We start from the raw sequence: 1,706 nt of genomic DNA, 5'->3' as shown, positions 1-1,706 counted from the left end.
TGATTATGTTAACTAACCTTGTATACCATATACAGCATAAAAACAGAAAAACCTACTGGCCATGCTCTCCAGTAGTTTTTTCTGTGACATAATTAGAAGTTAGTCTAGATGCCTTTAGACATCTTGAGTAGTTTGCTCTTATTAAGATATTTTAATTCATATAAAAAGCAAATAACCCCTGAATAAGTACATTCAAGAGCTATCTACTAGTTCAATCTATAAGCACGTGAGGTCTTTATAAACCATATGCCTGTTTTTAAAGTTATATAACTTCTTGTTCATAAAAAACAAACGACCTCTAAGTCCATTAGAAAGGTGGCGAGGTCGTTTGTTAGGTGTAATGGAGTATTAACTAGGAAAGGACGCTATCTATCCATCTTGAGTAGCTTGCTCAAATAATAAAAAAATATTCAATTTAGGCAAGTTTCCTAATAAAGAATGAAAACATATAGTGTAGCCAAAAACCTCTTAGAATAATTTATTCTAAGAGCTTTGTCGATAAAAAAACATTCATGAGAGCTAGCTAAAGCTTATACATATAGTAAGAGATAATTTGACTAAAAAGGTGATTATTATTTTTCGAAAAATACCGGTTGTTCTTGTCGGAAGTTTATTATTAAGTATAGGAATTAATGGATTTTTAGTTCCTCATTATTTGTTGGATGGAGGAACAATTGGAATTGCTCTTATCCTTCACTATTATTTTGAATTTCCTACAGGTGTAACGATGATTATTTTGGGCTTCCCATTATGTTGGTTTGCTTGGGTTTATGAAAGAACTTATTTTTATAATAGTTTTTATGGGTTAGTTATTTCTTCTTTATTGATTGATTGGCTAGAGCCTATTAAAGACCAGTTTCAACTTTCTGTTTTTCCTAGTGTGATCTTTGGAGGAGTATGTATTGGAACAGGGATTGGTCTTATGCTTCGATACGAGACAAGCACTGGAGGAACAGATTTACTAGCCCAACTACTATCAAAAGCTTTTTCTTTGAACATAGGAATCGTCATTTTAATTATAGATGGTTTTATCATAACAGCAGGTCTTCCTTTATTAGGACCTAAAACGTTTCTTTTTTCATGTTCGACAATTTTTATAGGTGGAATGACGACTTCGTTACTTACTAAAAAAGAATAATTTGGATTATAAAATGAGTATCTTCTATTCTCTGTTTTTTGCCCCTTCTTGATTTTTACAAATTAAAAAGGCTCTTACAACAACTTTGAGATTGACTAAAGGGTTCTTTTTTATGGTGGGTTCCTAGAGAATTCATTATGTTAACTAACCTTGTATATCATATACAGCTTAAAAACAGAAAAACTCCTGCTGTTGACCAGGAGTTTTTTCAGTAACGTATCAAGGTATTAAAAGTGATATCTCTCTTGAGTAGTTTGCTCAAGTTCGTAAGAACTTATGTCTAATCAGTAGTTTTTTCTTCATGAGATATAGCAACTTCATCTTTATAGTCAAAATCTGCTTTTTGACTAATTTTCCCTTCTTCAAAGATTACTTGGAATCTAATCTTCTTAATATTGTCCCAAGATCCTCTACCAAATAGAAATGGATTCATTTCATAAGTTCCAGTTCCTTTTCTAATCATAATCCCTTCTTTAACAAGTTTATTGATGTTGTTATTTAAACTTTGAACTGTATTAAACCCCAATTCTTCAGCCATTTGTTTTTTTATGTATGCATTTAAAACAAT

General features: G+C 31.2%; 1 protein-coding gene and 1 pseudogene. One reads left to right on the top strand and one right to left on the bottom strand.

What is annotated here, in order from left to right:
* Positions 1–553 precede the first annotated feature (553 nt).
* The gene (locus tag OK414_RS29360; protein ID WP_171777199.1) at positions 554–1,138 is read left to right on the top strand and encodes a YitT family protein; all 585 of its coding nucleotides are present in this window, start codon (positions 554–556) and stop codon (positions 1,136–1,138) included.
* A 280-nt stretch (positions 1,139–1,418) separates the two neighbouring features.
* Here OK414_RS29360 and OK414_RS29355 read toward each other — a convergent pair.
* A pseudogene (locus OK414_RS29355) lies at positions 1,419–1,706 on the bottom strand (hypothetical protein); the annotation flags it as partial.

The sequence above is a fragment of the Priestia sp. JV24 genome, from assembly GCF_025910025.1.
GTDB lineage: Bacteria > Bacillota > Bacilli > Bacillales > Bacillaceae_H > Priestia > Priestia megaterium.
The sequence above is the reverse complement of the archived record's forward strand: the minus strand, read 5'-3'. Positions and strand labels throughout refer to the sequence as shown.